Origin of the sequence: Massilia sp. DD77 (assembly GCF_036961685.1) — a bacterium.
In the GTDB taxonomy this organism is placed as follows: domain Bacteria; phylum Pseudomonadota; class Gammaproteobacteria; order Burkholderiales; family Burkholderiaceae_D; genus Telluria.
The window spans coordinates 22,260-29,797 of sequence record NZ_JBAMDH010000048.1; the positions used below are offsets into that span (position 1 = coordinate 22,260).

The window sequence follows — 7,538 nt, forward strand, 5'->3', positions numbered from 1 at the left end:
ATACGGTTCAGTGAGGTGTGCGATAGAGCTCAGGGCTGGAGGTTTGCGGGCAAACTTGGGTTCCCGCCTTCGCGGGAATGACGGTTTTAAGGATGCGGACTACGAAACTTGCTTGCACCATGCATCCTCAGCACGTCATTCCCGCGAAGGCGGGAACCCAAGTTCCGATGCGTACCAACAACGCCTACCCATCCCCCTCCCTCACATCCAGATCCCGCCCATTCAACACCGTCCCCTCCCGCCCGATGGTGATGAGGTGCATCCCCGTATCCGTCAGCCCCAGCCGCTTGAGCTGGTCCGGGGCCACCCGCAGGAAGTAGTCGCCCGGGAAGACGCCGGTGATCACGTAATACCCGTCCGCCGCGCTGACCGTGCTGGCCACCACCTTGCGCTTGCTGTCCACCACTTCCAGGCGCAGGTCGCCGATCGCGCGCCGGGCGCCGTTGGCGTACAGGTAGGTGGTGCCGTCCACCTCGCCCGTCACGGCAACGGGGAACTCGATCTGGCTGACCTTGCCCGGGCGCGGCACGATGCGCACGCCGGGGACGCTTGGCTGCCATTGGGGGTCGTCGAGCGTGCCGGGATCGACGCCGATGTCGGTGTGCTGGTGGGCCGGCAGGCGCGCCAGGTAGGCCAGGCCGGCGGCGTCGGTGCGCGTGAGGTAGTTCGCGCCGTTCACGGTAAAGCCGGCGCCGGCGATGGGCTCGTCCGCCTCGTCCATCAGGCCGTTCAGGTTCTTGTCGAGGAAGACGCGGATCGAGGCGGCGCCCATGTTCGCCATCGGCTGCGCGTCCGTGCTCAGGCGCATGGCGCGCGGTTCCCAGCCCATGGCCATGAAGAACTGCACGCCCAGTCCGTATTCGTGGCGGTTCGAGTAGAAGGCGTTCACGCCCAGGCCATAGCTGCCCAGGCTCTTGTTCAGGGCCCCGGTCAGGCGCAGCTCGCGGTCCTGGAACACGCGGGTCAGGCCCAGGTTCAGTAGGTAGCCGTCGCTCAGGGTGGTGTCGGCCGCCACCGCCGCGCTGCCCAGGCCGGCGTCGGGCGCGATCAGGTATTGCAGCTGGCCGGTCAGGCCGATCCCGGCCACCCGGCGGCTCACCTGGAACAGGCCGTCCGCCAGATCCTGACCGCCCAGCGACTGCCAGCGCAGGGTGTTGCTGAGGGCGATGCCGTCGCGGTAGGCCGCCACCCGCCCCTGCAGGTCGATGTTGCGCACGCCCGAGGCCAGGCGGTCGTGGCGCAGCTGCAGCGCCAGCGGATAGAAGCTGGCGCCGCCGGGCGCGATCACGCCCTCGGCGCGCACCTCATCGCGCGTGCGCACCGGGTCGGCGCCGGGCATGAAGAATTCGCTGCTGAACTTGTCCAGCCTGGCGCGGCTGGCCGTCAGCGCCACCTGGCCCAGGCGGGTCTTGACGCCCAGCTGGGCCAGCTTGCCGCCATCGTCGCCCTGGACCGCATCCAGGGTGCCGATCATGCCCTTCCAGTAGCTGCGCAGGCCCAGGTTGGCGTAGCTGCGCTGCGCGCCGTCCGGCAGGGCCAGGCGCTGCCAGCCGCCGGTGGCGTTGAGCCAGTCGCTCGCGCCCCATTCGAACTGCGCCAGCGCGCGTTGCTGGCCGAAGCGGTCGCGGTGCGCGGCCAGGTCGTAGTACAGCGCGCCGCGCGGCACCGCCGAATGTTCGAGCAAAAAACTCTGGCGCTCGACGCGCAGCTGGCCCAGCGGGCCGTGGAACACCAGGCGGAATTCGTTGGGACCATAGGCCAGCGGCTGGTCCTCGAAGCTGTACTTGCCGTCGCCGCGCGATTGCTGGAGGCCGACCAGGGCGTCGTTGTAGTACAGCTCGACGTCCCAGCCCGGCGGCAGCGCGCCCTGCAGGGTGTGGCGGTCGAAGCTGGTGGGCTGGTTGAGCGGACGGTTGCTGAGCACCGCGCCGTTCCCGGTCGGGCTGCTCGCGGCCACGTTCGCCATGCCGGGAACCTGGACGCTGCCGAACAGCGCGGTGCGCGCCTGCAGCGGGCCGAGCAGGCCGGCGTCGGGATCGTGGCGGCCCAGGGTCAGGCGCAGGCCGGCGTCGGGATCGTGCCGGTTGCGGCTCGCATACAGGGCCGCTTCCATGCCGGCCAGGTCGGTCGTCAGGTAGGCCGCGTAGGCGGCCTCGGTCTGGCGCCGGCCGCCGGTCTTGCTGGTCGACAGGCTCAGGGTCTGGTCGATGAAGGGCGTGTCCGCCAGGCGGTAAGGCGTGGACAGGCGCGGATAGCCGGGGTCGATATAGCCGCCGGGCGTGCCGGGCTGGCTGCCGCGCTCGCGCCGCGCCAGGCGCGCCTGCATCGGCAGCTGTTCGCGCGGGCGCACCTTGAGCGCCAGGCTGGACATGTCGAGGTCGAGGTCGACCGGCAGCCAGCGCGCCATCAGCTTGCTGGCCACGTAGATGTCGTCGGATTGCAGCTTGAACCGGGCGCGGTCGAGTTCCTCGCGCCGTCCTTCGATGTCGGCCACGCGGCCCGGCACGTCGAGGCTGAAGCCGCGCTCCTCGCTCAGGATGTAGCCGCTGGCCCTGCCCTCGCCCGGCACGACCCGGATGGCCAGGGTCAGCAGGCGCGCCATCTCGCCCAGCGGCAGGTAGACGTCGCGTCCGATCTCGTAGCCGGTGACGGCGTCGGACAGCAGCTGGTTGCCGAGGCGGACCTCGAGCAGGACCAGGTTGGCGTCGAGCTTCTGCGCCGGCGCGGCCTGGGCCTGCGGGGCGAGCACAGGCGGCAGCACGGACAGCAGCAGCGCCGCCGCCAGACTGGCCGTCCGCATCCTCCGCATGCTGCCGCGCCTGGATTACCGGCGGCGCATCAAGGCAGCGCCAGGCTGGCCTGGGCCAGCTGCTTGCCGCCCGCTTCCGGACGTTCGCGGAAGACCACCTCGAGGGTGCCGCCGGCCAGGTTGACGCCCGGCGGCAGCTGCAGCGGCAGCGCGGCCTGGCGCACCCGGTTCGGGGTGTAGACGGCGATGCCGCCGACCTGGGCCACGGTGTGAGTCTTGCCGCCGCGCGAGGTGAAGCTGACGTTCACGTCGCCGTACACCGAGCTGCCGCCTTCGCGCTCGAAGCGCATGGCCAGCAGCGGACGGCGGGTGGCGTCGTATTGCACGGCGAGGCCGGCCAGCTTGACGCTCGCGTCCACCGCGCCGTGGCGCACGATCACCGGCACCGAGGCGCCGACCAAAGCGTTCATGACCACGCCGATGCGGCTGTTCTCGCCGCGCTGTTCGATGCTGGCCTCGCCTTCCGCGTCGGGCAGCTTGTCGAACAGCAGGTGCGAGCGGTATTCGCCCTCGGCCAGTTCGGCTGGTTTGCGCAGCATGATGCGCACGGTCTGGGCGGTGCCCGGCTGCAGCGTGATCTGGCGCGGCGAATAGCGCAGCATGCTGTCGGCGAAGCGTTCGCCGGCCGCCGGCGTGTCGGCCGCTTCGAACTGGCCGGCTTCGGTCATGCGGCGGTTGACCAGGGCGATGCGGTAGCTGGCCGGCTTCGTGCCGTTGTTGATCAGCTCGATCTGGGCGGCGCGCTGGTTCTTCTCGAACACGATGCGGGTCGGATGCAGCATCAGTTCGGCCTGGGCGGGCAAGCCCAGCGCCACTAGACAGAGACCGAGCAGTGCGGCGGACAGGCGCTGGAAGGAGAACAGGGAAAACGGCGAGAGGCGCTGCGGGTGAAGCATGATGAAGTCCTACTGAAAATTGACAGTCAGCGAAAACGATCCGCTGTAGGTGCCTGGGGCCTGGTTCGGCGCCACGGTCAGGGTGGCGCCCACCGACAGCGACATGCCATTCGGCGGCAGCGTGGCCATGTTCGACGGCGAACTGGTGAAGCCGCTCACGGCCATGCTGTTGCTGCCGTTGCTGAGCCGGATCTGGCCATTGCTCGGCATCGAAATGATCACACCCTTATTGTAGCCGCCGTTACCATTCCTGCCGACACTAAAACCGGCCTGGACCGCGCTTGGGGAGTTGAGCAGGATGACGCCCCCGGTGCGCGAACGGGCGCCGGTGGGACTGATGGTGATGGTGCCGCCGCTGCCGGCCACGAAACGGCCGAAGTCGAGGTTGCGCGTGGTCCCGAGCACGATCTGCTGGGCCTGCGCGCCGGATGCGCCCAGCACCAGCAACAAGAAGAGTAGCGGCGGGAGCGGGAGCGGGAGCGCCGGCACGAGGCCGGCGCGCGGAGCAGCATGGTGGCGGCGTCCTTGCACGATCGGGCTCCGACGCCGCCGCAGCGCCTTAGTTGTACTCGACGGTGGCGGTCACGGTGCCGGTGTAGGTGCCGGCCGGCTGGTTGGCAGCCACGGTCAGCACGCCGCCGACGAAGATGGTCTGCGCGCCCGCGGTCAGGGTGCCGGTGCTGACGTTGCCCGAAGTGATCGCGCTGGCAGTCAGGTCGCTCACGGTGGCGAAGGCCATGGTGTCCGCGCCCGAGGTCAGGCTGGTCGAGCCGCCCAGGGTGATCGAGTAGCCCATGCCGGTCTGGCCGGTCACGTCGAACTGGGCAGCCGTGATGGTGCCCGCCATGGCGGTCACGCCGCCGCTGACGGCGCGTGCGTTATTCGGGCTCACGGTCACCGAACCTGGCGCGGCGCCCGGTGCGAAGTTACCGAAGGACAGGTCGGCAGTCTTGGTGATCGCGATCGGGGCCACCACGGTGCTGGTCGAGGTAGCGGTGGCGACGGCGGCGTGCACGCTGCCGGCGGCAGCGGCGGCAGCCAGGGCCAGGGTGGCGAGCGCCAGACGGTTGGAAGTGAAGCGGAATTGCTTGGTCATTCTGGTCATCCTTCAGAAATTGGCAAACCGGCGTGCGCCGGAAATTTTTCTCACGACCCAATCAGAGTATCTTCTTGATAACAATAGATATTGCTGCTCGGTATCGTTTTGCTATGTTGCGGAAAAATAATAGCCACTTTCTTGTAGAAAATCACATTTCTTACGAAGAACTTACTGAAAGATTCTTGCCTTAGCGCAAACAAATTGCCTATTCGTCATCCTTGCATGGGTGATTCCATCTTCTCATAAGATGAATTTAGTCATTAATAACCAATATCTATGGAAATGTAGTTTCGACATGCTAGACCCTCAACTTTAATAAAAGTACTAGTTGACAGGCTCTAGGCGGCAGTGACGTTGTTGCGAACCAACGGAAGCGTAGCCTGGGCGCGACAAGCCACACCAAGCTACGACAGGGAAAAGAAAAAGACGGCGCTTTTCAGGTCCGCAATGCGCGCGCCACCTGCACGCACTGGGCCACCTGGGCGGCGATTGGACGCGGCACAGGTGCCTCGCCCGCCAGTGCGCGGGCGATCCAGGCGGCGGTCGCGGCGGCGTCGCGCGTGTCGGGTACCTGGGCCAGTTCGTCGGCGGGGGCGTCGCGCTCGACCAGCAGGGTGCGCACGCCTGCGTGGAACCAGTCGATCTGCTGGGCGCGGTGCGGATTGGCCACCGTCTCGCCCTCGGTCCCGCGCATCAGGAAGGCGTCGCCCCGCTCGGAGGGTGCGGCGCCGCCGAAGTAGTCGCCCAGGGTCGCGAGGTACTCGGGGTGGGTATAGGAGACCAGGCGCAGCGCCGGTCCCTCGAAAGGCTGGAGGATCTTGACCAGGGTGTGGGTCGAATTGCGCACGCCGAGGATGCGGCGCAGCGAGAGCTGGTGCGCCAGCTCCGGCGCCAGGCGCTCGATCGGCAGGAAGGCCGGGCGGCCGGCCGCGAAGGCGTCCAGCATGTCGGCCGTGGAGCCGGCTTCGGCCAGGCCGAGTTCGGCCAGGATCTCGGCCGTGGTCACCCTTCCCGGGTCGGTGCGTACGCCGTGCACCAGCACCGGCACGCCTTCGCGCGCCAGCAGCAGGGCCAGCAGGGGCGTCAGGTTGGCCAGCTTGCGCGCGCCGTTGTAGCTGGGGATCAGGACGGGAGCGAAGGGCCCGGGGGGCGCCGGCAGCGGCGCGAACGAGGCTTCGGCCGCGTCCATGAAGCCGGCCAGCTCTTCCACCGATTCGCCCTTGATGCGCATGGCCAGCAGGATCGCACCCAGCTCCAGGTCGGAGACCCGGCCGTCCAGCATGGCGCCGTAGAGGCGGCGCGCGTCTTCGCGCGACATGCTGCGCGCGCCCTTCACGCCGCGGCCGATTTCCTTGATGAAGGGGGCGGCGGCAAAGCTGTCGATGTCCGTGTTCATGGCAACAGGATACACGGGAACGCGACCCGGCTGCCTGCGTCCGCCCAGCTCAGCCTGGCCGCCGGCCGGAATTTCACATGGGGGGTGTGCAAGTGCAGCAATTTGCGTCTACACTGGTCAACCCCCTAAAGAAAACATTGATTCGCACCATGAGCACGATGATCGTTACGCCCGCCATTGAAAACTCCAACGTCAGCTCCTTCGCGCAGATGCCGACCCCGGTCGAGCTGCACGCCAAGCTGCCGCTGACCGACCGCGCCTTCACCACCGTGATGCAGGGCCGCGAAACCCTGCGCAACATCCTCGACCGCAAGGACGATCGCCTGTTCGTCGTGGTCGGCCCCTGCTCGATCCACGATCCGGAAGCGGGCCTGGATTATGCGCGCCGCCTGAAGGCGCTGCAGGCCGAGGTGGCGGACACCATGGTGCTGGTGATGCGGGTGTATTTCGAGAAGCCGCGCACCACCACCGGCTGGAAGGGCTATATCAACGATCCGTTCATGGACGACTCCTTCCGCGTCGACGTCGGCATGGAGCGCGCGCGCCAGTTCCTGCTGGACGTGTGCGAACTCGGCTTGCCGACCGCGACCGAGGCGCTGGACCCGATCTCGCCGCAGTACCTGGGCGACCTGATCGCCTGGACCGCGATCGGCGCGCGCACCACCGAATCGCAGACCCACCGCGAGATGTCCTCGGGCCTGTCGACCCCGGTCGGCTTCAAGAACGGCACCGACGGCGACGTCAGCATCGCGGTCAATGCCGTGCTGTCCTCGGCCAACCCGCACGCCTTCCTGGGCATCAACGGCCAGGGCACGGTGTCGATCGTGCGCACCAGCGGCAACGCCTACGGCCACGTGGTGCTGCGCGGCGGCGGCGGCCGTCCGAACTACGATTCGGTGTCGGTGGCGATCGCCGAGGGCGCGCTCAAGAAGGCGGGCCTGCCGGCCAACCTGGTGGTGGACTGCTCGCATGCGAACAGCTACAAGAAGCCGGAACTGCAGCCGCTGGTGATGTCGGACGTGATCCAGCAGATCCGCCATGGCAACCGGTCGCTGGTGGGGGTGATGATCGAATCGAATATCGTGTCGGGGAGCCAGCCGATTCCGGAAGACCTGTCGCAGCTGAAGTACGGCTGCTCGGTGACGGATGGGTGCATCGGGTGGGAAGAGACGGAAGCGATGCTGCGCAGCGCGCACCAGGAGTTGTTGCAGCGGCCGAAGGCGGCCTGATCGCCGACACCGTATTACCTAGGGTTGGCGGCATTGCCGCCGACGCGTTCGACCTGCGCATGCGCTACGCACCGCATCGTTTTTGCTCGAAACGATGTCAAATTCCCAC

The 7,538-nt window shown here is 67.7% G+C and carries 6 protein-coding genes; 1 reads left to right on the forward strand and 5 read right to left on the reverse strand.

All coding sequences use genetic code 11. The features are described from left to right. Window positions 1-184 precede the first annotated feature (184 nt). From V7778_RS22465 to ybiB, 5 genes are all read right to left on the reverse strand, one after another. On the reverse strand, window positions 185-2,800 hold the full coding sequence (locus V7778_RS22465; protein WP_335559415.1) for a carboxypeptidase-like regulatory domain-containing protein: 2,616 nt from the start codon (window positions 2,798-2,800) through the stop codon (window positions 185-187). 38 nt (window positions 2,801-2,838) lie between these two features. After that, window positions 2,839-3,705, reverse strand: coding sequence for a fimbrial biogenesis chaperone (locus tag V7778_RS22470; protein ID WP_335559417.1), 867 nt, complete (start codon window positions 3,703-3,705; stop codon window positions 2,839-2,841). Between the two features lie 9 nt (window positions 3,706-3,714). Then, entirely contained in the window at window positions 3,715-4,236 is a 522-nt protein-coding gene (locus V7778_RS22475; RefSeq protein WP_335559419.1) for a DUF4402 domain-containing protein, read from the reverse strand. 28 nt (window positions 4,237-4,264) lie between these two features. Then, window positions 4,265-4,801, reverse strand: coding sequence for a DUF4402 domain-containing protein (locus V7778_RS22480; RefSeq protein WP_335559421.1), 537 nt, complete (start codon window positions 4,799-4,801; stop codon window positions 4,265-4,267). A 439-nt stretch (window positions 4,802-5,240) separates the two neighbouring features. Continuing rightward, window positions 5,241-6,200: a DNA-binding protein YbiB gene (ybiB, locus tag V7778_RS22485; protein WP_335559423.1), complete on the reverse strand. Its 960-nt coding sequence runs from the start codon at window positions 6,198-6,200 to the stop codon at window positions 5,241-5,243. Window positions 6,201-6,358: 158 nt separating this feature from the next. On the opposite strand from ybiB, the gene V7778_RS22490 reads away from it, so the two are divergent. Next, complete coding sequence (locus V7778_RS22490; RefSeq protein ID WP_335559425.1) at window positions 6,359-7,429, forward strand: 3-deoxy-7-phosphoheptulonate synthase; 1,071 nt, start codon at window positions 6,359-6,361, stop codon at window positions 7,427-7,429. The last annotated feature ends 109 nt before the right edge of the window (window positions 7,430-7,538 follow it).